At 58.7% G+C, this 20,648-nt stretch carries 21 protein-coding genes and 1 riboswitch; of the genes, 5 read left to right on the top strand and 16 right to left on the bottom strand.

Translation table 11 applies throughout. The features are described 5' to 3' along the window. Positions 1 to 12 precede the first annotated feature (12 nt). From A37O_RS0100190 to gndA, 5 genes are all read right to left on the bottom strand, one after another. A complete protein-coding gene (locus A37O_RS0100190) occupies positions 13 to 870 on the bottom strand; it encodes a hypothetical protein (RefSeq protein ID WP_018295468.1) in 858 nt (285 codons plus the stop codon). A 4-nt stretch (positions 871 to 874) separates the two neighbouring features. Beyond that, the gene (locus A37O_RS0100195) at positions 875 to 1,927 is read right to left on the bottom strand and encodes a hemolysin family protein (RefSeq protein WP_018295469.1); all 1,053 of its coding nucleotides are present in this window, start codon (positions 1,925 to 1,927) and stop codon (positions 875 to 877) included. Beyond that, positions 1,927 to 3,306, bottom strand: coding sequence for a hemolysin family protein (locus tag A37O_RS0100200; protein ID WP_018295470.1), 1,380 nt, complete (start codon positions 3,304 to 3,306; stop codon positions 1,927 to 1,929). Before A37O_RS0100200 ends, A37O_RS0100195 begins: the two co-directional genes overlap by 1 nt. 27 nt (positions 3,307 to 3,333) lie before the next feature. Then, positions 3,334 to 4,662, bottom strand: a complete 1,329-nt coding sequence (locus A37O_RS0100205; RefSeq protein ID WP_018295471.1) for a DEAD/DEAH box helicase — start codon at positions 4,660 to 4,662, stop codon at positions 3,334 to 3,336. Between the two features lie 158 nt (positions 4,663 to 4,820). Further along, positions 4,821 to 6,275, bottom strand: a complete 1,455-nt coding sequence (gene gndA / locus A37O_RS0100210) for an NADP-dependent phosphogluconate dehydrogenase (protein ID WP_018295472.1) — start codon at positions 6,273 to 6,275, stop codon at positions 4,821 to 4,823. Between the two features lie 95 nt (positions 6,276 to 6,370). On the opposite strand from gndA, the gene A37O_RS0100215 reads away from it, so the two are divergent. After that, the gene (locus tag A37O_RS0100215; protein WP_026195994.1) at positions 6,371 to 6,808 is read left to right on the top strand and encodes a PaaI family thioesterase; all 438 of its coding nucleotides are present in this window, start codon (positions 6,371 to 6,373) and stop codon (positions 6,806 to 6,808) included. 10 nt (positions 6,809 to 6,818) lie between these two features. Here the strand turns inward: A37O_RS0100215 and corA are convergent, their stop codons facing one another. Continuing rightward, complete coding sequence (corA, locus tag A37O_RS0100220; protein ID WP_018295474.1) at positions 6,819 to 7,901, bottom strand: magnesium/cobalt transporter CorA; 1,083 nt, start codon at positions 7,899 to 7,901, stop codon at positions 6,819 to 6,821. Between the two features lie 75 nt (positions 7,902 to 7,976). On the opposite strand from corA, the gene A37O_RS0100225 reads away from it, so the two are divergent. After that, a complete protein-coding gene (locus A37O_RS0100225) occupies positions 7,977 to 8,579 on the top strand; it encodes a class I SAM-dependent DNA methyltransferase (protein WP_018295475.1) in 603 nt (200 codons plus the stop codon). Here the strand turns inward: A37O_RS0100225 and A37O_RS0100230 are convergent. The 5 genes from A37O_RS0100230 to A37O_RS0100250 all read right to left on the bottom strand — a co-directional run bounded on the left by A37O_RS0100230 (position 8,576) and on the right by A37O_RS0100250 (position 15,241). Then, entirely contained in the window at positions 8,576 to 10,060 is a 1,485-nt protein-coding gene (locus tag A37O_RS0100230) for a bifunctional hydroxymethylpyrimidine kinase/phosphomethylpyrimidine kinase (RefSeq protein ID WP_018295476.1), read from the bottom strand. The two genes, A37O_RS0100225 and A37O_RS0100230, sit on opposite strands and share 4 nt — an antisense overlap. 55 nt (positions 10,061 to 10,115) lie before the next feature. Continuing rightward, a riboswitch (TPP riboswitch) is annotated at positions 10,116 to 10,218 on the bottom strand. Between the two features lie 68 nt (positions 10,219 to 10,286). After that, positions 10,287 to 11,159 (bottom strand): pyruvate formate-lyase-activating protein, encoded by an 873-nt coding sequence (gene pflA / locus A37O_RS0100235; RefSeq protein WP_018295477.1) that lies wholly within the window; start codon positions 11,157 to 11,159, stop codon positions 10,287 to 10,289. Between the two features lie 32 nt (positions 11,160 to 11,191). Next, complete coding sequence (gene grcA2, locus A37O_RS0100240; protein WP_018295478.1) at positions 11,192 to 11,443, bottom strand: autonomous glycyl radical cofactor GrcA2; 252 nt, start codon at positions 11,441 to 11,443, stop codon at positions 11,192 to 11,194. Positions 11,444 to 11,478: 35 nt separating this feature from the next. Next, positions 11,479 to 13,569, bottom strand: a complete 2,091-nt coding sequence (locus A37O_RS0100245) for a pyruvate formate lyase family protein (protein WP_018295479.1) — start codon at positions 13,567 to 13,569, stop codon at positions 11,479 to 11,481. Between the two features lie 265 nt (positions 13,570 to 13,834). After that, positions 13,835 to 15,241 carry an NAD(P)/FAD-dependent oxidoreductase gene (locus tag A37O_RS0100250; protein ID WP_018295480.1) on the bottom strand — a complete coding sequence of 469 codons (1,407 nt, stop codon included), beginning with the start codon at positions 15,239 to 15,241 and terminating at the stop codon, positions 13,835 to 13,837. A 163-nt stretch (positions 15,242 to 15,404) separates the two neighbouring features. Between A37O_RS0100250 and A37O_RS0100255 the strand changes: the two genes are divergently transcribed. Then, the gene (locus A37O_RS0100255; protein WP_018295481.1) at positions 15,405 to 16,733 is read left to right on the top strand and encodes an SAM-dependent methyltransferase; all 1,329 of its coding nucleotides are present in this window, start codon (positions 15,405 to 15,407) and stop codon (positions 16,731 to 16,733) included. Between the two features lie 12 nt (positions 16,734 to 16,745). Here A37O_RS0100255 and A37O_RS0100260 read toward each other — a convergent pair whose 3' ends face one another. Together A37O_RS0100260 and A37O_RS0100265 are read right to left on the bottom strand one after the other, a co-directional pair. Further along, complete coding sequence (locus A37O_RS0100260) at positions 16,746 to 17,168, bottom strand: VOC family protein (protein ID WP_018295482.1); 423 nt, start codon at positions 17,166 to 17,168, stop codon at positions 16,746 to 16,748. A 23-nt stretch (positions 17,169 to 17,191) separates the two neighbouring features. Beyond that, positions 17,192 to 18,262, bottom strand: coding sequence for a M20 family metallopeptidase (locus tag A37O_RS0100265; protein ID WP_156802448.1), 1,071 nt, complete (start codon positions 18,260 to 18,262; stop codon positions 17,192 to 17,194). A gap of 44 nt (positions 18,263 to 18,306) precedes the next feature. Between A37O_RS0100265 and A37O_RS14330 the strand changes: the two genes are divergently transcribed. Then, positions 18,307 to 18,807 (top strand): SRPBCC family protein, encoded by a 501-nt coding sequence (locus tag A37O_RS14330; protein WP_018295484.1) that lies wholly within the window; start codon positions 18,307 to 18,309, stop codon positions 18,805 to 18,807. Positions 18,808 to 18,888: 81 nt separating this feature from the next. Here A37O_RS14330 and A37O_RS16620 read toward each other — a convergent pair whose 3' ends face one another. From A37O_RS16620 to A37O_RS0100285, 3 genes are read right to left on the bottom strand one after another with little or no spacing between them, the layout of a single operon-like run. Beyond that, positions 18,889 to 19,056 (bottom strand): hypothetical protein, encoded by a 168-nt coding sequence (locus A37O_RS16620; protein ID WP_018295485.1) that lies wholly within the window; start codon positions 19,054 to 19,056, stop codon positions 18,889 to 18,891. A 14-nt stretch (positions 19,057 to 19,070) separates the two neighbouring features. Further along, entirely contained in the window at positions 19,071 to 19,751 is a 681-nt protein-coding gene (locus A37O_RS0100280; protein WP_245533761.1) for a YceI family protein, read from the bottom strand. A gap of 29 nt (positions 19,752 to 19,780) precedes the next feature. Continuing rightward, positions 19,781 to 20,119, bottom strand: coding sequence for a hypothetical protein (locus A37O_RS0100285; RefSeq protein ID WP_018295487.1), 339 nt, complete (start codon positions 20,117 to 20,119; stop codon positions 19,781 to 19,783). Between the two features lie 114 nt (positions 20,120 to 20,233). Between A37O_RS0100285 and A37O_RS0100290 the strand changes: the two genes are divergently transcribed. Further along, on the top strand, positions 20,234 to 20,605 hold the full coding sequence (locus A37O_RS0100290; RefSeq protein WP_018295488.1) for an RNA polymerase-binding protein RbpA: 372 nt from the start codon (positions 20,234 to 20,236) through the stop codon (positions 20,603 to 20,605). Positions 20,606 to 20,648: the final 43 nt, after the last annotated feature.

A 20,648-nucleotide genomic window follows, 5' to 3' on the forward strand; every position in this document is an offset into this window, starting at 1 on the left:
CGGCTATCTTAGCTATTTCAGAGCAAACACAAGGCGATTGACAAGCCGGGCACGCAGGTCTTTTCCGCGATCGGCAAGAGCACGCTGCCGGGAAACGTATTCCGCTTTGCCCTCCGGGGTCTCGATCGCGACGACGTCGAAGCCCAAATCCCGACAGTCATACGGTGAGGCTTCCATGTCTAGACGACGTGCGTCTGTGGCCAGCTCGAAGCAGTCGAGGACGAGCTCACCAGGGAAAATAGGGCTAGCCTTTATCGCCCACTTGAACAAATCCATGTTGGCATGCACACAGCCGCCCTGCTCTGACACGGCCTGAGACTCACGAGTCAAGACGGTGAGGTTGAGGGGGCGCGCGGGGGTAGTGAAAAATCGGAACGCATCATAGTGAGTGCATTTAATACGATGCTTATCGACGACTGCCTCCGTGCCTTCCTTGCCAAGTCGCAATGGAAGGTCGTGGCGCGGAGCATCCGTGCGATATACCATGGCCCACTCGTGCAGCCCGAAACAATCAAACTGGGCGGGGTTCGAAGTCGTGCCCTGCAAAATGTCGAGAATCTTTTCCAACCCGTCTCGGCGGCGTGCAAGGAAACCAGCGCCATCGACGCTCAAGGAGTTGTTCTCGTCGAGGAGATAATCGCGCCACTGGGCCTGCGGTAGTTCCTGGGCTTCGAGCAGACAGGTGTCCATGCCCGGAGACCACCGATAGAGGTGAGAGGGCCGCAGACTGTAGTACTCGAAGAGGAAATCCCAGACGGGATGATTTTCACCACGTGCGCGCCGAGCCAGGTGAGGCTCGACCCATTGGGCTGCGCGGGCGTGGTGCTCTTCGATCAGCACCTGCCACTGTTGAGGTTCTAAAACGCGCACGATGCTAGTGGGGATCCTCGTGGGTCCAGTCGGTGACAGTGCCAACGTATTCCTCGATCAAGTCCTCAAGCGCGATGATGCCAATCAGCTCGCCGTCGACGCGGACCTGCGCCATGTGCGCGCTGCGGCGGTGCATGGCGGAAAGTGCATCGTCGAGCGAACCGGTGCCCTCGACGATACTTAAGGGGCGGATCCGGTCATAGGGGATGAGCGCGTCTTCTTCGTTATCGAGGAGATCGAGAACATCCTTGACGTGGATATAGCCCAGTAGGGAACCGGATTCGCCCGAGACGGGGAAGCGAGAGAAGCCGGTTTCTTGCACTTTGGCTTCGAGCTCGCGCATCGGAATGCCGGGCGCTCGGTAGGAAACGGTGACCACGTCGTCCATCGGGATCATGACGTCTTTGAGGCTGAGCTCGTCTGTCATCAAGGCCTTGCGCAGGCGGTTAGTCTCTTCCGCATCGAGGAGACCTTCCTTGCTGGACTCCTGAATCATCGAAGCGAGTTGGGCCTCGTCGACGCTGGTATCTAGCTCATCCTTCTGCTCCACGCCGACCAGCTTGAGCACCATGCGCGCAACCCAGTTGAGGAAGTTAATGATGGGGCCTGTGATCTTGATCCAGACGTCCATCGCAGGGGTGAGCCACATCGCCAGAGACTCCGGGCCAGCGATGGCGATGTTCTTCGGGATCATCTCGCCGAACAGGATGTGCAGGTAGGTGATGATGGCCAGGGCGATCACGAACGAGATCGGGTGGATCAGGTTCTCGGAAATACCCATGGCGATAAATGGCGTCTCGAGGAAGTGGGCGACAGCCGGTTCCGCGACACGTCCCAGGACCAGCGAACAGATGGTGATACCGAACTGTGCGCCGGCCAAGTAGATCGACAGGTGTTCCGTGGCGTTAATGACGCGCTTTGCGCCCTTATTACCTTGGGCTTCAAGGGCATCGAGCCTATCGCGTCGCGACGAGATCAGCGCGAACTCAGCCGCAACGAAGAAACCGTTCGCGGCGAGCAGTGCCACGATCAGCAGAATTGTTGACCAAATACCCATTACTTGTACTCCTCCGACTGCTCATTGGTGATCGGAGTCAAGATGGCGCGGTCGACGCGACGATCATCCATGACGGTGACATGCGCGATCCAGCGTCCACGAATACCGGACTCAAATTCCTCACGGGCATCGTGCTCGGTCTCCGGTAGGAGAACAACGTCGCCTACCTGAGGGATCGACCCCTTAACCGACATGATCAGCCCGCCGAGCGTTTCAAAAGGCCCGTCTGGCGAGGTGTAGCCGATCTTTTCTGGCAACTCGTCCAGGCGCACCAAGCCTGCGATCTCCCAGGAGGCGCCGAAGCGCTGGAAGTCTCGTTCGGATTCAGCGTCATCGTACTCGTCGTAGACCTCACCGAGGATCTCCTCGACAACATCTTCGATCGTGACAAGGCCCTGGGTACCGCCGTATTCGTCGGCAACGAGGACAACCTGGGATCCAGCCGAGCGCACGCTATTGAGCACCGAGTCACCGTCCAAGGTGCCGGGCACATAAGGCACTGGCTTAGCCAAGCCCTCGAGGCGAGTGGTGGAACGAAGTTCCTTCGGGATAGAGAAGGCGTCCTTAATGTGCACCACACCAACCGTGTCGTCGAGGTCACCGCGGCGCACAGGGAAGCGGGAGTGACCCGTCTCTCGTGCCAGAGCGATCAGGTCGGAAACGGTGTCATCGACATCAAGCGAGTTGATGGTGGAACGCGGTGTCATGAGCACCTCGGCGGTTGTCTCACCGAACTGCGGGGAGCGATCGAGCACGCGGGCCGTGGAGGCGTCGAGGCCACCGACCTCAGCGGAGTTGCGCACGATGGCACCGAGCTCCTGGGAGGATCGCGCGGAAGCTGGCTCGTCGGAAGGCTCGAAGCCGAGCTTGCGCACAAACCAGTTCGCGGACGTGTTCATCGCGTTGATAAACCACTTGAACACGGTATTGAAGGCGTTGACAGGTGGGACCACGAACCTGGCGACATTCAGCGGGTCAGTAATCGCCCAGTTTTTGGGCACCAGCTCGCCGAAGACCATGGACAAGAACGTCGCGACGATTAACGCAAGCACCAGGGCGACCGAGCTGGCCGCACTTTCGCTCAGCCCCATGAGTTCAAGCAAAGGCGTGAAGTATTGGGACAGGACAGGCTCCGCGAGGAAGCCCGTGGCCAGGGTGGTGACGGTGATGCCCAGTTGGGCGCCAGAAAGTGTAAAGGAAAGGTTCTGGTAATCGCGCTGCACAGCGTGGGCGCGACGATCGCCTTTCTCTTTCACATGGTTGTCAATCGTTGAGCGCTCAAGGCCTGTGAGCGCGAATTCGATTGCAACGAAAAAACCGGTGGAGGCAGTCAGCAGCACGAAGCCGACCAGCGCAAGAATAGATAAGGCTATGTCCATTAGTTATCTGACGCCACATCAGGGGAGTTAAGTCGAGCGTCCGTCTTTCCTGGGTGTGCGGCGTCCGGATTTCGAACGGCCGTAATTCCTACCACGGTTCGACCCCGACGCCTGCCTGCGGGAATTCGAGGAATTCCCACGTTTCGTGTTGTTCTTTGGCTGCGCCGCCTGCCCGGGAGGAGGGAGCGGAGACCCCTTGGGTGCCCGCGCTCCCGTAATTCTAGCCAACGAGTCGGATTCTGGTGTGACCCGCACCGGTTTTGCATCCACACCTGCCTTTTTTAGGAGGGCTTCGACTTCTTTTTGTTGGTCGTCGGTGACAAGCGTGACGACGACGCCAGAGGTGCCAGCACGTGCGGTTCGACCGGCGCGGTGCAGGTAGGCCTTGTGTTCGGCAGGGGGATCGACGTGGACAACGAGCGAGACATCGTCGATATCAATGCCGCGTGCAGCGATATCCGTGGCGACGAGCACTGGGGAGGAACCGTCCGCGAAACCCTCGAGGGCGCGGGTGCGTGCGCCTTGGCTCTTGTCGCCGTGAATACCCTGGGCGTCGATGCCCACGCGGCGCAGCTTCTTCACCTGGCGGTCCACGCCGTGTTTGGTGCGCATGAACATGATGGTCTTGCCCTCGCGAGCGCCGATGCTCAAGACGACATCGCCGCGTTCGTTGCGGTCAGTGACCAGCAGGCGGTAGTGCTCCATCGTGTCCACGGACGCTTCCACCGGAGCGGTGGAGTGCGTGACAGGATCGTGCATGTAGCGCTGGACTAACTTGTCCACGTCGCCGTCAAGCGTTGCGGAGAACAGCAGGCGCTGCCCATCGCGTGGGGTCAGGTCGAGCAGCTTGCGTACCTGGGGCAAAAAGCCCATGTCAGCCATTTGGTCAGCCTCGTCGATCGCGGTGATTTCCACCTGGTCGAAGTAGAGCTTCTTCTGGTTAATCAGATCCTGGGCACGCCCTGGCGTAGCGACGAGCAAATCCACCGGTGCGGCGAGCGCCCGGATGTGGTGGTTGATGTTTACACCACCGACGATGTCCAACAAGCGCAGGCCGAGTGCGGCGGCGGGCTCGTCGAGACGCTCTCTTACCTGGGTAGCCAACTCGCGGGTGGGAGTTAAGACGATCGCGCGGGGATGACCCGGCCGTGATGGGGCTCCGGCGAGTTGGGCCAACATGGGCAGCCCGAAGGTAAAGGTCTTGCCCGAACCGGTCGGGCCGCGTCCGAGGACATCTCTTCCGGCGAGCGCGTCAGGGATCGCCGCCTCTTGGATAGGGAACGGCTCGGTAATGCCTTGCTTATTAAGCACGTTCACAATGGGCCGTGGAAGGCCGAGGTCGGCAAATGTAGTCATTTACCGAAGCTTACAGCTTAAAATGGGGGTCCATCAAAAGCAGGTCCGGCGGGTCATTAACTATTTGGTATTTTCATTGGAAACTATTGGGAATATTCCGACTAAAAAGCGCCCTGTGGGAGATTCCACAGAGCGCTTCGTCGTCAAGCGAAATGCTTTTAGGCTTCGACCTCGGAGCGGTCTCCCGACCACAAGGTGTGGAAGGTGCCTTCCTTGTCGATGCGCTTGTAGGTGTGCGCACCGAAGAAGTCGCGCTGACCCTGGACGATAGCTGCTGGCAGGCGCTCTGCGCGCAGCGAATCGTAGTAGGACAGGGAGGAGGTGAACACTGGAGCAGGCAGGCCGAGGCGGGTTGCGTAGACAACCACGTTGCGCCAAGAATCCATCAGGCCCTCGAGCTCGCCATTGAAGTACGGGTCGAGCAAGAGGGACTCGAGCTCTGAGTTGTTGTCGTAGGCGTCCTTGATGCGCTCAAGGAAGGCCGCGCGGATGATGCAACCTGCGCGCCAGATCATGGCCATGTCGCCTGGGTTGACGTCCCAGTTGTACTCGTCGGAGCCAGCCTTGATCTCGTCGAAGCCCTGTGCGTAAGCGACGAGCTTGGAGGCGTAGAGGGCCTTGCGGACCTCCTCGACGAAGTCCTCCTTGGACACGCCGAGCTCCTCGAAGGACTGCACGGTGCCGGTTGGGAGGTTTCCCTGGGCCGCCTTGCGCTGGCCGAGGGAGGAGGAAAGTGCGCGGGCGAAGACGGCCTCGCCGATGCCGGTGGTTGGGATGCCCAGATCGAGGGCTTCCTTGACGGTCCAGCGACCGGTGCCCTTCTGGCCAGCTGCGTCGAGGATGACGTCGACGAGTGGCTTGCCGGTCTCGGCGTCGACCTGGCGGAGAACTTCCACTGTAATCTCGATGAGGTAGGAGTTCAGGTCGCCCTTGTTCCATTCGGCGAAAATGTCGGCGATTTCAGCTGGCTCGAAGCCTGCGCCGAAGCGGAGGAGCTGGTAAGCCTCGCCGATGACCTGCATGTCTGCGTACTCGATGCCGTTGTGGACCATCTTCACGAAGTGGCCGGCACCGTCAGGGCCGACGTGGGTCACGCACGGGGTGCCATCGTCTGCGCGGGCTGCGATGGACTCCAGGAGTGGGCCGAGGGTCTCCCAGGATTCCTTCGGGCCACCAGGCATGATCGAAGGGCCCTTGAGAGCGCCTTCCTCACCGCCGGAGATGCCGGCGCCGACGAAGTGACGGTTGCGCTCGGACATTTCCTTTTCGCGGCGGATGGTGTCGGTGAACAGTGCATTGCCGCCGTCGATGATAATGTCACCGTCTTCCATGGCATCAGCGAGCTGATTGATCACGGCATCGGTGGCAGGGCCAGCCTGCACCATGATGATGGCCTTGCGGGGGCGCTCAAGGGAGTTGACGAACTCCTGGATGTCTTCGCCGGCAACGAAGTCGCCGGTGGAGCCGAAGTCTTCCATGAACTGTTCAGTCTTAGCGTAAGTACGGTTGTATACAGCGACTTTGTGGCCGCGGGAGGCAAAATTACGGGCGAGGTTGGAGCCCATAACTGCGAGTCCAACGACGCCGATTTGTGCGAGATTATCAGTGGTCATAATTTCAATCATACGCATGTGCAAGGTACGTGTCAGGAGGTTTTGGCAAATAATAGTACCTTTAATGTTCTTACGAATGTGTATTCTTATCAACCATGAACTATGAAATGCTTGCGCGGGCGAAAGAAACTCCATTAACCGCTGCGGAGTTGGATGAACTGAATGCCGCTCTTCCCGCATTCGACAAGTACATTGAACTTAAATTCACGCAGTTCAGCGGGGAATTAGTCGAGGCGGAGGTCGAGGTCCACGACGGTATTTTGCAGCCGACGGGGATCGTCAACGGCGGCGTTCTGGCCTCGATCGGTGAGACTGTGGGATCGACCGCGGGGGTAATGCACGCCAATGCACCGGTCTCGGGGGTCAACAACTCGGCGGATTTCCTGCGTCCGGTCAGCGTTGGCACCATCATCGCTCGCTGCGAGCCCGTGTATTTGGGTCGGCGCACGCAGCTGTGGCGAATTGAACTGAAAAATAATGAGAAGCTGGCCGCAGTCTGCCAGCTGCGGACGATGGTGTTGGAAAAGCGCTAGAGGCTTTGAGCTAGAGCCAGTTGTTGCGCCTGAACCACCACAGCATGGCGAGCACGAACGCCAACATCAGGAGCAAGGACATCGGGTAGCCGAACTCCCAATGAAGTTCCGGCATGTTGTCGAAGTTCATGCCGTAAATACCCGCGATGAGTGTCGGGGCGGCGACCATACCGACGACTGCGGAGATGGTGCGCATGTCGGTATTTTGTTGCATGGTCACTTTGGCCACTGATGCGTCGAGCAGCGAGGAGAGCCGCTCGTCGAAGCCATGTACCTGGTCGTTGACGATCATCGCGTTATCTTGGACGTCGCGGAAGTAGCTCCGAATCTGCTTCGAAAGCAGATCCTTATTCGCCGAGATGCCGGTGCGTAACGCCGGACCCAGCGGGCCAACAGCATGGCGCATCTCCAAGATCTCTCGTTTATACATGTAGATCTTGTCAATGTTGATCTTTTTGCGAGGCGTAAAGACTTCGTTTTCCAGCTCATCAACGTCCTCGGACAGCTCGGCGGTAATGCGTGCGTAATCGTCGACAAGGTGGTCTGCGATCTTCCATGCGATCGAGGCGGGGCCCAGTGCTGCGACCTCAGGCTCGGCATCGATCTCGGCGGCCAGCCGGGGCATCACGGCGTTGTGGCGCACCGTGACAATGAAATCGGGCCCGATGAGCATCTGGACTTCGCCGGTGGAAATGATCTGACGGGTATCGGTGACTTCTTCGTCATCCATGTACTTCACCGAACGCACGACCACAAACAACTGATCGTTATAGCGCTCTACTTTAGGCCGCTGGTGAGCAGAGACGGCATCCTCCACAATCAGCTCGTGGATGCCGAAGATATCGGCGACCTTTTCCATCTGCTTGGTGCTGGGCTCATGCAAGGAAAGCCAGACAAATCCGGTATCGACCTCGCGAGCTTTGTCCAACGCCGCGCTGATCTGATACTCACCGGCCAGGCGCAATCCGTCGTGGAAGACGCGACAATGGTCTACTGCACGTTCAACTGGCACCGAATAGGTGTGGGAGGGACGCGACTCATCCGATTCGTTTGGCCGTACCGGCTTGTTTGCACGCGGAATACGAGGTGGCATGTGTCATCCCTTCCAAAAGATTCGGCTAGGCGGTGCTCAACCTGTCATAGTCTACCCCTGCCTATACTGGATTCTATGCCCACTTGGAAAGAAATCACTTCAGCTAACCCAGCCCATTCGCAGAACTACGCGCAGCGCTGGGAGAACATGATCGCGCAGGGACACGACATCGACGGGGAAGCCCGCCTCATCGATGCCATCGCTCCCCACCGCGAATCGAGGATCCTCGATGCAGGGTGTGGCCAAGGCCGTCTCGGCGGATATTTAGCGCAGCGTGGCCACCAGGTTGTGGGCACAGATATCGACGAGATCCTGATCGGTGTAGCCAAGGAAAAATATCCCGAGGGGACCTGGTACGTCGGTGACCTGAGCGCCGATCCGATCGCCGAGAACGACTTCGAGGTGGCTGTATCCGCAGGAAACGTGATGGGCTTCCTCGACCCGGCCGGCCGCGAACCCGCGCTGCAGCATATCTACGATGCACTCGCCGAGGACGGAAGGTTCATCGTGGGCTTCGGTGCGGGACGGGGCTGGGGATTCGACGACTTTATGGACACCGCTCGGCGCGTCGGTTTTACGGCCGAGAATGTCTTTGAGTCCTGGGACCTCAAGCCACTCGAGGAGGGCTCCCAGTTCCTCGTCGCCTTCTTCCGTAAGCCGGCCAAGCTGAGCTTCTAGTTGCTGACCCAGGCACGATCAGCCTGGGCGAAAAACTCCACCTCGTGGCGGGACGCGAGTCGGCATGCTTCCGCGGCCTCGTCGAGAAGCTCTGGGCTTTGCTCGAGCGTGCGCTCAATGCGCCGCACTGCCGAGCGCGCCGAATTCTCGAAGTCCGGACCTGAATAGGTATCCAGCCACTTGCGGTAGGGATGCTCGGCGGAATTTCGATCCGCAAGCCGCGTCCCCACTTCGAAGTAGAGCCAGTAACAGGGCAGGACAGCGGCCTCGCCGATGGCCTGGGGCTTGGCGTGAGTCTCGGCCACCAGGAAATCCGTATACGCGCGCGTGACCGGAGACGGCGACAGGGTAGCGGCAGGCGAGTGGGCTAGCCACGTGCGATGCATGTCCTGCTCGACCTCGATGGCGTTGTCGGCATCAATCGCCCAGTCGCCTCCCAGCTTGCGCAGCGCCGTGGCATACCGGTTCAGGTAGAGCGCGTCCTGCTGCACGTAGAAGGTGAAATCGGCGTGGCGGAGTGCGCCGGAGCCTAAGTCGTGGATGAAGGGCAGCGCCATGATGTCCGTCAGGTATGGGGCGGATTCTTGCCACAGGCGCTCGGTGTAAGGGCCGGCGGGTGCGAGGCGTGCTTCGGTCGGGGCCGAAGTCGAGTGTTCCCACGGGCGTGTGGATGCGGCAGCAGTCATTCGTCGTAAAGCGTGCGTGTGGTCGACGGGGCCGTTGCCGTCGCCGATGTGGAGCTCGTCTGCGTAGCGAATCGACTCGTGGATCCAGCGCGTGGCCCACTCAGCCGCATCGTTCGGCGACAGTCCGGCGGCCAGTTTGGTCGCCAGCGCCGAAGAGAGCGAACAACCGGTGCCGTGAGTGTTCGAGGTATCTACCCGGTTGACGGGGATGCGATGAACACTCCCGTCGGGGCTGACCAGGGCATTATCTGCCTGTCCGCCGCATAGGTGGCCACCCTTCATCAGCACCAGCGCATTGATTTTCCCGGCAAGGCGGGTGGCCTGGGCAATCGCAGCCTCGATGGTGTCAGCAACGGGCTCCTCGGCCAGCACTGCCAGTTCGGGGAGGTTGGGTGTGACCACATCGGCGTGGTGCGCGAGCGCCAACACGGCCTGTTCCGCATCCGAAGCGAGGAGGCGGTCGCCGGAGGAGGCAATCATCACCGGATCAAGGATGACGGGGCAGTCAAGCTTTGCGACGAAGGCAGCGACGATCTCAGTGACCTCGATGGAGCCGAGCATGCCGATCTTGACGGCGTCGATGGCAACGTCGTCGCGCACGGCTGCGAGCTGGCTGAGCAGGGTTTCAGGAGGGGGAGTGTGCACCGCGGTGACGCCACGGGTGTTTTGAGACACCACCGAGGTGATCACGCTATAGGCGAAGCCGCCTGCAGCTGAGATGGACTTAATGTCGGCTTGGGCGCCAGCGCCGCCGGTGGGGTCGGTGCCGGCGATCGAGAGGATGCGGGGAATCATGAACGACCCCCGAACTTTTCAGCGCGGTGGCACAATACGGCCAGTTTCATGGCATGGTGAAGCATCAGGACTATCCCTTCGCTAGTACGAACTAGAGCAGGTTCGACGGGTGTGATCTCAGCATTCCTTTCAGTTGGAATGCACCCCGTGTCACGTGTTGATCACCATAGCACGCACAAAACCCGGCTGAAGGGCTTTTGTCCTTCAACCGGGTTGTGGGGTGACGCTAGTACGTGGTTAATCCGCGGGAGCGGAAGATGTTGCGAACGTGCTCGGTCGACTCCAGCGTCGGTGGCTTCACGTCCTCGAGCTCGTAGGTGAACCCGATGTTGCGCCACTTGTCGGCGCCCATGTTGTGGAAGGGGAGGACCTCAACGCGCTGCACGTTGTCTTTCCACTTCTCCACAATATCGGCGACGTTGTTGACGTTTTCATCCGAATCAGTCAAGCCTGGGACCAGGACGAACCGAATCCAGACCTTCTTGCCCATCTTGTTCAGGCGATCGCCGAAGTCGATGGTGGGCTGCAGCTCGCGGCTGGTGACCCGCTTATAGGTTTCCTCATCGCCGGATTTCACGTCGAGGAGGATCAGATCGATATTGTCTAGGTCCTCGTCGGTGAGGCGGGAGCCGAGATAGCCCGAGGTGTCAATGGTGGTGTGCACACCAGCGTCATGCACTTCCTTGAGCACGCGGCGGGTAAAGGCGATCTGGAAGAGTGGCTCGCCACCGGAGATGGTCAGACCCCCGCCCGAAGCGTTGAATACCGGGCGGTACCGCAGGACGCGTTTGACCACGTCACCGACGGTTTCGAGGGTGCCCTCTTTCATCTCCATCGTGTCCGGATTGTGGCAGTAGAGGCAGCGCAGCGGACAACCGGACATGAACATGGTCATTCGGGTACCCGGCCCGTCCACGGCGGTGACCAATTCCCATGAGTGGACTAACCCGATATCACCGGTGCGACGCGCTTCCATCAGCTCCGGGCGAGTGAAATCATCGCTTTCAAAGTCCCCGCCGATTCCGGCGGCGACTCCGCGGACCTTCTCACCTTCCTCCGGTGAAAGTGTGACAATGCCTGTTACACCATCTTGTGCCACAGTGATACCCCTAACTTAGTTGAAGATGCAGGTTATGCCATCTTGTGGAAAGTACGCGAGATGACGTCGCGCTGCTGTTCCTTGGTGAGCTTGACGAAGTTCACGGCGTAGCCGGACACGCGCACGGTCAGGTTGGGGTAGTTCTCTGGGTGCTCCATCGCGTCTTCGAGAGTGGACTCGTCGAGGACGTTGATGTTGGCGTGGTAGAGACCTGCCTCCATGTTGTTCTGGGTGCGTTTCGATTTCATCGAAGCCATGCGCTCGTCGAAAGTTTTAGCGGACATTGTGTTCTCCTTGAAGTGAAGTGTGTGAGGTTGATTTATTCGCCAGTGTCCATGATGAAGCCGGCGTCCATGATTCCCACCAGGTTGGTGATCTGCTCGTCCTTGGTGCGGCCAAGGCCCGATGGGGTGATGGTGTTGGTTAGCGAGATGCCGTCCAGCGCATCGTTGTAGTCGAGCTTGCCCACCGAGAGCATGGAGGCAACCATGCCGTGGCTGTCGGCACCGTTTTCAGGGTTAGCGCCTGGCGCGAACGGGGTGCCCGCCTCGTGGCCGGATGGGAAGGAACCGGTGTTCTTGCCGTAGACCACGTTCGAGGTAATCGTCAGGACAGACTGGGTAGGTACAGCATCGCGGTACATCGGGATGGCCTTGATCTTCTCCATCACGGTGTGGACGACGGTGGCAGCAATGTCGTCGGCGCGGTCATCGTCGTTGCCGTAGAAGGGGAACTCACCCTCAGTCTTGTAATCGACGACCAAGCCTGTTTCGTCGCGCACTGGGTAGACCTTGGCGTACTTAATCGCAGAGAGCGAGTCAGCGACGATGGACAGGCCGGCGATGCCACAGCCCATGGTGCGCACAATGTCGGAATCGTGCAGCGCCATCTCGACGGATTCGTAGGCGTACTTGTCGTGCGCGTAGTGGATGATGTTCAGTGCCTCGACGTAGGTGCCAATGACCCAGTCCAGCATGAGCTCGTACTTTTCCCAGACCTCGTCGAAGTCCAGTGGGCCGTCGCCCTCGATGGGAGTGTGCTCGGTGGTGATCTGCTTGCCGGTCATCTCGTCGCGGCCACCGTTGATGGCGTAGAGCAGGGACTTCGCAGCGTTGACGCGCGCGCCGAAGAACTGCATCTGCTTGCCCACGGTCATCGGGGAGACACAGCAGGCAATAGCCGCGTCGTCGCCCCAGCGGTCACGGATCTGCTTATCAGACTCGTACTGAATGGACGAGGTCTCGATGGAGATCGCGGCACAGAACTCTTTGTAACCGGAAGGCAGGTTGGAGTCCCAGAAGATGGTGATGTTTGGCTCCGGTGCAGGGCCGAGATTGCGCAGGGTTTGCAGCAGACGGAACGAGGTCTTGGTGACCTGGTGGCGGCCATCGTCGGAGAAGCCCGCATCAGACCAGGTTGCCCAGTATGGGTCGCCGGAGAAGATCTGATCGTAGTCCTCGGTGCGCAGGAAGCGCACGATACGCAGCTTAATGACGAGGGCGTCAATGATTTCCTGAGCGCCATCCTCGTCGAGCAGGCCCTTTGCCAGGTCGCGCTCGAAATAGATATCGAAGAACGCAGAGAGGCGACCGATGGACATTGCCGCGCCGTCCTGGCTCTTGACCGAGGCGAGGTAACCGAAGTAGGTCCACTGCACAGCTTCCTTGGCAGTGGTAGCTGGACCGGAGATATCGAAGCCATAGCTCTCCGCCATGGTCTTCAGCTTCTTCAGCGCCTTGACCTGCTCGGAGTGTTCCTCGCGGTAGCGTGCCCAATTCTCGCTGAAGGGTTGATCGGCAACCTTATCCTTGGCGACCAGCTTTTCGTCGATAAGCGCATCGACGCCATAGAGTGCCACGCGACGGTAATCGCCGATGATGCGACCGCGACCATAAGCATCGGGCAGGCCGGTAATGATGTGCGCCGAGCGTGCCGCGCGAATGCGCGGGGTGTAGATGTCGAAGACGGCATCGTTGTGGGTCTTGCGGTACTTGGTGAATGCAGTCTCGACTGCAGGGTTGACTTCCTTGCCGGCCTCTTTCACTGCTTGCCTGACCATGCGGTAACCGCCGTTTGGCATCATCGCGCGCTTAAGTGGCGTATCGGTCTGCAGGCCGACGATCACGTTATCGTCGTCGGAGATAAAGCCTGCGTCAAAGGCATCGATGTCCGCTGGGGTATCGGTGTCCACGTCGTAGACGCGACGCTCGCGCTCGACGGAGAGATAGTTCTTTTCTAGATGGTCCCAGGTGCGGAGCGTCTTCTCCGTCGGCCCCGACAGGAATGCAGCGTCGCCGTCATAGGGGGTGTAATTGCGCTGGACGAAGTCACGAACGTTGATTTCGTCGGTCCAGGGGCCTTCATCGAAGCCTTCCCAAGCTTGCTGGGTGGAAGTGGTGACAACAGTCACGTCTGGGTTCCTTTCGCGAGGATGTTTAGTTGAGCTGGGGTGGAGTTCACGCTCTATCATCCAAACAACACGGAGCGCGCCCGCCACGTTCACTACAATTATATAGGTAATACCTTTTTGGGGTACCCCCTTAGAAGTGACCATAATCACTGGTAAACCTATTAACTGATACATCCCACTCTAGCCCCAAGACAAAGCCCGGTCCACCGAATGAACGGTGGGCCGGGCAGTGATGTTGCTTTAGGTGGCGCAGATTACTTTGTGTTTACTGCTCGCCAAATTTCGAAGTGTCGCGGATTTCTGCATGCGCCAGCTCAGAATCAGCAAGGGAGCGCTTCAGCTTCAAAAAGCCGGTGCGACCGTGCATCTGCTGAGAGGTGGTAGCCAGGTTGTAGCGACGTGGCGAGAGAGCGTTGAGGCCCCAGGTGAACATGGAGACCAGGCGGTTACGGAAGCCAACCAGGAACATCACGTGCACAACGAGCCACATGATCCAGCCCAGGAAGCCGGTGACCTCAACCTTGCCCATCTTCACCACGGCGGAGAAGCGGGAAACAATGGCCATGGAGCCCTTGTCGAAGTACTTGAAAGGCTCGCGCTGATCTGGGGTCTGATCCTCGTTGACCTGATTCTTGATGGCTTCAGCGGCGTACTCGCCACTCTGGATTGCCACCTGAGCAACACCAGGAAGACGATCAAGGCCCATCATGTCGCCCACGACGAAGACGTTGCGCTCGTCGCCGACCGACAGGTCTGGGTTCACTGGGACGCGGCCAGCGCGGTCGACCTCGAGGCCAGTCTGCTCAGCGATAAGCTTGCCCAGTGGGGAAGCGGCCACACCAGCGGACCAGATCTTGGTGCGGGAGTAGATGGTGGTTTCCTCGTTGGACTTGGTGTCCTTAAAGGTCACTGTTTCTTCGTCGACGTTGGTCACCATGGCGTTGAGGCGAACGGTAACGCCGAGCTTCTCCAGCTGGCGCTGTGCATTTCGGCCCAGACGCTTGCCGAATGGAGGCAGCACCTGAGGCGCGCCGTCGAGCAGGATGACCTTTGCCTGAGAAGGCTCAAAGTTAGAGAAGTTGTCCTTGAAGCTACGTGTTGCCATCTCAGCGATCTGGCCAGCCATCTCCACACCGGTTGGGCCGGCACCGACGACGACGAAGGTAAGCAAACGCTCGACCTCTTCAGGGGTCTCTGCGACCTCTGCACGTTCGAAAGCGCCGACGATGCGCGCGCGAAGTTCCAGTGCGTTGTCCAAAGTCTTCAGACCTGGGGCGAATTCAGCAAAGTGATCATTGCCGAAGTAGGACTGGCCGGCGCCTGCAGCAACGATCAAAGAGTCGTATTCGTACTCCTGAGTGCGGGAAGGCAGATCGACGGTGACAGTCTTTGCCTCAACGTTGATGTCGCTGACATCGCCCTTGACTACGGAAGCGTTTTGCTGCTTAGACAGAATCTGACGGGTGGAGCCGGCGATCTCGCCGGAAGAAAGGATGCCCGTAGCCACCTGGTACAGCAGTGGCTGGAAGAGGTGGTGGTTGCTGCGGGAGATCAGGGTGACGTCTACTTCTGCATCAGCGAGCTTTTGGGCGGCAAAAAGACCACCGAAGCCAGAACCGATGATAACTACATGATGGCGGCTGCCAGCAGGCCGGTATGGCTTGTCAGACAAAGTGACACTCCTTGTATTTAAGTATTGCTCCGGGTATTTTCAGGCCACATGCCAGTTTAGCGATTGGCTTAAACTTGCGCTGACCGTTACAGCGATTAATCATACGCTCATACGGTTTAATCGCGACCCACGCGCCTGCCAAAGAATGTTAATCGGCCGGTATATGGTAGTTGGCGTGATCAACCCTCCCCACACTCGCGCACTCGATACCGATATGTGGCCCGGCGTAGCGTCGGTCCCAGACGGATTTGGCATGAAAGTGCGGAGCCGTTTGGCAGAGGCGCAATTTGCCCGTGCCGTCGCAGCGGCTGGGCTGCACCTACGCGTTGACGAGTCGGACACAACACCTGACCTCGTCATTGAGTATCCGGAACTGTTTAACCGCCTCGCTGAGGGCGGCTGGGTTGGCCTGGCCGAGGGCTACCTCGCAGGAGAGTGGCGGACCGAAACCCCCGAGGACCTCGCCAGAGTTCTCAAGGAGCTGCTCTCGGCCAATTATCGCCCGAGGACTACTCGCATCGATCCGAACAGCACATTCGTCGGAGGAGAGATTCCGCCGGAACTCGTGGCTCGTTACTCAGGCGATGGCATGAGCTCATTCGCCGGCCGCTTCGCCACTGGCGTACCGACGACGCAGCGCATCAAAGCCGATTCGCATGTCCGGGGCGCGGGACGAGGCAACGAACCGGCCACCCATTTCATCGATGTGACCGAGATCAGCGAACCCGTCGACGTGGAGCGCGCCGATCTTGGCGATGCCCAACGTCGCAGCGTGGAAGCAATCCTCGAGACACTGTCGGTCGGGCCGGGAAGCCACGTATTGGAATATCCGTCGGCGGGTGGCGCGTTCGCTATCGCCGCGGCGCAGCAGCGCGCGACAGTAGATACTGTCACATCGGATCCCGCAGTCTCCGCGGCGATCAGTGAAAGGTTCACGTTCGCCGGGGTTTCTGAGGCAGTGCACACAGAGCTTCTCGACGACGCCTCGTTGAACCCTGGCTCGTGGCACGGCAGGTACGACGGCATCGCCAGCATGGAAAAGCTAGAAACCTTGGGGCATCAGCAACGCGCGGGATATCTCTCAGCAATCGATCGACTCCTAGCTCCAGGCGGGCGCGTTGGGCTGCAGTCGGTGGTAGCGACGGATCTGATGAATCAGGCAGGCTCGGCGTCTCTCGAGTCGCTGCGGGCGTATGTGTGGCCAGCGCTGGACTATCCTACGGTCGAAGGTTTTCGGCAACTCGTCGATAAGCGAACTGGCCTGCGAGTTGTTGGCGAAGTGCATGCCCCGAAGCACCTCGAGCTGACGTTAAGGCTGCAGCGAAAGATGTTCACTGGTCAGCTCCGCGAGGCAGCGGCCGACGGGTTCGATGTGGTGTATCGCCGACTGTGGATCTGGCAATTATCGTTGCGGGAGGCGCTGGCTGCGCTGGGGATGATTGACGTGGTGCAGTTTACGCTGACGCACCGCCACCGAGGTGGCAGGCGCTAGCGCGATCGGGACCTAGTTGCCGACGTTGAAGAACCAGTGGGTGCCGAACTTGTCTTGCAGCATGCCGAAGGACGCGCCCCACGGGACCTGGCCGAAAGGCATGCTGATCTCGGAATCTGCGCTGAGCTGATCCCACCAACCCTGAATCTGTTCGAGGTCTTCTGGGCCGCCGGTGATGGCCACGGGAGTGTCATTGCCAAGGATAAGTTCTTGCGCGTCAGGGGAGTCAGAGGCAAAGAGGATGGGCTCGCCGTTAACGCGCAGCTCTGCGTGCATGACGAGGTCGAGGTTTTCGGCTCCACCGACTTCTTCAGCGGTGTGGACCTGGTCGAATTTCATGATCTGGAGTTCTCCGCCGAACACCGAGTTGTACAGCTCCATTGCCTGGGCTGCGGTGCCTGGAAAACGTCGGTACGAAGTAAATTGTGCGGTCATGGAGGCCAGTGTAGACCTGCGAATTAATTCATGCTGCGCAGCAATTCCTGATAGTTTTCGATCGCCGTCTCCAGCATTGTGAGATCCAGTGATTCGTCCACCGCATGCATCTGGGAGCGCTCGCCTGGGCCCCAAATTACTACACTTGAGCTGGGGAAACGCTGATGCAATACGGCTCCGTCGGTGACATAGGTTTGTGGGCCCGCGTCAGTGTGGCTTGCCAACACTTCCAATTGGGTGTGCGGCCTCAGTGGTGGGAGATCAGCCACGGTTTCTACGGTGAGGCGCCCATCGTCGCCACACAGCTCACGCAGCCAGTTTTTGAATGGTTGCGAGCTCCCAACGGTGCGGATGTCGAGGACGAGTTCGGCAGATTCTGGGACGATATTGGGCGACGTGCCGCCGGAAATGGTGCCCAGGCTGATCGTGTCGGCGCCGAGGTAATCGTCGTGACGCGCGGGGAATTTATCAAGCTTGGCGACGATCCGCTCGCATAACAACTGGATGGCGTTGACGCCCAGCTCTGGTGTCGAGGCGTGTGCGGACGTTCCCGTCGCCGTGACCTTGAACCAATTGGCACCGCGGTGGCCCAGGGAATATTCGTTATCCGTGGGCTCGGGAATGATGATCAGGCGCGGGTCGGGCAGAGGCAGGGCTGGGGCCGCATCGCTAGCACCGAGGATGCCTACCTCCTCGTCGGCGGTAAGTAGGAGACCGGCCGAAAAACCCTGTTCATTGGCATAAAGCAACGCTGCGACGGCGGCTGCGATGCCACCTTTCATATCAACGCTGCCGCGCCCATGGACGCGACCATCAGCGACAACGCCGGAGAACGGGTCGCGCGACCACAGAGCGGGGTTACCGGGAGGCACAACGTCGACGTGGCAGGCAAAGAGCACCTCCGGTGCCTCGTCCGTAGCCATGAGAGTCCACGGGTAGCGCGTGCCGCCGTCGCGGAGAATGAAGGACCCTCGCTCGTTCAAGAACTTTGCGACGATTTGCTGTAGCTCACGCTGGGCTTCAGGCTGGCCGGATACCGTATCTTTTTGGATCAGCTCGCTCAATAGCGGTATTACGTTATGTAAACTACTCACGAGGAACCATTTTAGCCGCCATTTTCGGGCGTACCCTAGGTGGCATGCCACAAGATAAAACAGGCCGCATTGAAAACGGCTCGCTCATCATTCCTGTCGAATTTGATTATCCGCAGCAGGCGGTGTGGGACTTCGTCACCACATCGGACACACTCGTCACGTTCTATGGTGCCTTCACGGGAGACCCGGCCTCGGGCGAGGTCGAACTCGCCATGGTCGAAGCACCCGACAATCCGGGCAAGGTTACGATCAATCGCTGCGAGGCTCCGGATCTACTCGATGTGCATATCTACGATCCGAACGGCGCACCGTGGTCGCTGATCCTGAAGTTTCAGCCCATCGACGAGACGCGCACCCGCGTGGAGTTTATTCAGGACATCGTTGGCTTTGAGTCGATGGCCGCCGACGTCGGCGCGGGTTGGGAGTTTTATCTGGAACGCTGGAAAGTGGCGATGGCGGGAGGGGACGTCAATGAGATTGTGTGGGAAGACTACGCGCCGTTGGCAAAGCAGTATGAGCCAGAGGTACCGCCGGTAAAATCTTAGTTGACATAATGTACATTATCGGACAATTGCCGGAGAGGGACAATGTCCCCAATTACGTCAATGTGACGTAATTACTTGGGACTATTTCCTTGACTCCCGATAAGCCATTATGAGCTGATATGCCGACATCAGGGCCAGCAATGCGCCCACAACGGCAATGAACCACATTCCTTGCCAGGCGACGAAGATCGTAAACAAGATGACCACAATCAGCCGCAGCCAGATGGCTGGGATCATTTTCTGAGCCATGCGAGATCTCCCTCTTAGTTCGAAGCCTGCGAAAGATTAATGCGCAGGTTCACTTCGCCTTCATCTGCAATCGTCGCCGCAACAAACTCTGGAGACTCCACGCCGTAGTCCTGACGGTTGATCGGAATGTCTCCGGCGACGATGAGATTGTTACCAGAACGCACTACGTCAAATGTATGGGTAATCTGGCGCGTTTCTCCATGGATGGTCAAATCACCGGTCAGCTCAACATTGCCGATCGAGCCGTCATCCGGGAGATTTGATACATCAGCAGGCTCGGTCAGGACAAAGTTGGACTCAGGGAATTCATCGGTGTGCAGGATCTTCTGCCGCACATTTACGTCACGGACATCCCGATCTGTGACGATATTCGTCATGTCGACGGTGATCTCGCCAGCCTTCACCTGACCTTCAGCGATTGTTACTGCACCAGTTACACCTTCAGTCGAACCCGAGGTGACCTTACGCTCTGCGGGCAGCACCTCGTAAAAGGTGAATCCCGCTGACGAAGAATTAGGCCCAGGCGCGGTATTTACTTGCCACTCGCCATCGACCTCAGTAGTTGCAGGTTGCGTCCTTTGCTCGTTGATTCCTTCAGTTTTTACTCCAGCGCCCATCACGAGTGTGTAGATCACCGGAAATAACGCAAACGCGGCTAAAGCCAAGATCACGAGTACGACGACCGCCAATATCACATTGGTTGTCTTTGACCTTTTCTGCACGCCTACCTCAATCTCTCAATCTTTGTGGCCATGGTGACGAGTTCGTCACACAGCTCATTTATCTCATCCGGATCTGCACCTTCACGCGATGCAGTGGCAATGTCCTCCGCAGCGCAACGAAGCGCATAAAGATTATCGCGAAGATCATCTGCCTTCTCCGGGCGCATGATCACTGCGTCTTGAGGAATGGGAGTCCCAGAAATATTGTTGCGTTGCTCGTAGGCACGCTGCTTACAGGTGGCGCTGCAGTATTTCCGACGACGGCCTCTCCCCTTCTGCTGAGCTAATTCACGTCCGCACCACAAGCAGGTGGGGCTCTTCGGCTCAAGGTGAACAGTCACGGATTTATATCCTAGTCCACCCAGGGAACAAACTAAATGTCATCGCCGTTATAATAGGAAGAACGTAATGGTGCCCTTGTCTTGGGCACCCTTAAATGAAGGGATGGATGCTACATGGCAGATCGCGTATTGCGCGGAAGCCGCATGGGTGCAGTCAGCTACGAAACTGACCGTGACCATGACCTCGCCCCACGCCAGATGGTCAAGTACCAGACTCCATCAGGTGAAATCTTTGATGTTCCATTCGCTGATGATGCGGAAATTCCAGAGGAATGGATGTGCAAGAACGGTCAGCTTGGCACCCTGATTGAGGGTGAAGGCGTTGAATCGAAGCCAACCAAGCCCCCTCGTACCCACTGGGACATGCTGCGTGAGCGTCGCTCCATTGAGGAGCTCGATGTCCTCCTTGAGGAGCGCTTGGAGCACCTGCGTAAGCGTCGTCGCAGCGCTGCTCGCCTGGCAAAGGAACAGCAGGGCGAGAGCTAAGCGCTTAAAACTAAAGCACTCAGACTTTAAATTAGTCTGAGTG

It is taken from the genome of Corynebacterium lubricantis DSM 45231 (assembly GCF_000379425.1).
GTDB lineage: Bacteria > Actinomycetota > Actinomycetes > Mycobacteriales > Mycobacteriaceae > Corynebacterium > Corynebacterium lubricantis.